Here is a 1,076-nt window from a genome sequence, read left to right as displayed (position 1 = left end):
GGGTTCGGTTGGTATACTTGGCGAGCTAAACTACACCGTTACCGAAGACAACGTAGCTCACGGTCGCCCACGCATGAGTACCGCCGTGGACGCTGCTGAGACGGTACTCATGCTCGCCCCTGAGACCAACGGACACGTGGCGGTCAAGGCATGGGCGGACTTGTCAAACAATACAGGACTAGACCACACGCACCTTGCCAAATCGTCCGAGCATGAAAAAATCCGTTTCCGCGATATTGTCGCTCAGCCCCGTAAGATTATCTCATCCCCAACTTGGTCGGGGCTAGAGTCCGAAAAAGTCAGCTATAATGCAGGCTACACCAACGTGCATGAGCTTATCCCTTGGCGTACCATCACAGGTCGTCAGCAGTTCTACCAAGACCACCCTTGGATGCAGGCGTTTGGCGAGCAGTTGCAACAGTATCGCCCACCGATTGACACAAGAACGACAGACGAGCTAAAACGCTATAAGTCAAACGATAACAAGGAGATTGTACTAAACTTCTTAACGCCACACCAAAAATGGGGCATTCACAGTACTTACTCTGAGAACCTGCTCATGCTAACGCTGTCCCGTGGTGGTCCTATCGTGTGGATGAGTGAGATTGATGCCAAAAAAGCAGGTATCGAAGACAACGACTGGATTGAAGTCTTTAACCACAACGGCACCATCACCGCCCGTGCGGTCGTCTCTCAGCGTGTCAAAGAAGGCATGACAATGATGTATCACGCCCAAGAAAAGCTTGTGAACATCCCTGGTTCTGAAAACTCAGGCACCCGTGGTGGTATTCATAACTCAGTAACTCGGGCAATTCTAAAACCTACGCACATGATTGGCGGTTATGCCCAGCAAGCGTACGGCTTTAACTACTATGGTACGGTCGGCTGTAACCGTGATGAGTTCGTGGTGGTGCGTAAGATGGCGAACATCGATTGGCTAGAGGGCAAGCCTGACGACAGTCTGCCACGTCCACTGCCTACTACTTTGGACTGATAAACCGCCCTGTTTATCCCTTTTGGTAGGATAGCAAACTTTCAGCAAAGGGGATAAACTAGGGCGTGTTGAATCTTTGTAT

Annotated in this window: 1 protein-coding gene; it reads left to right on the top strand. The window is 50.7% G+C overall.

The features are described 5' to 3' along the window. Window positions 1-994 (top strand): molybdopterin dinucleotide binding domain-containing protein (locus tag B5J93_RS06815; RefSeq protein WP_143823500.1); only part of this gene is annotated, 994 nt, incomplete at its 5' end. Between the last annotated feature and the right edge of the window lie 82 nt (window positions 995-1,076).

The organism is Moraxella equi, assembly GCF_002027555.1.
In the GTDB taxonomy this organism is placed as follows: Bacteria; Pseudomonadota; Gammaproteobacteria; order Pseudomonadales; family Moraxellaceae; genus Moraxella; species Moraxella equi.
Note: the sequence above shows the minus strand (reverse complement) of the source record. Positions and strands in the feature narration are given on the sequence as shown.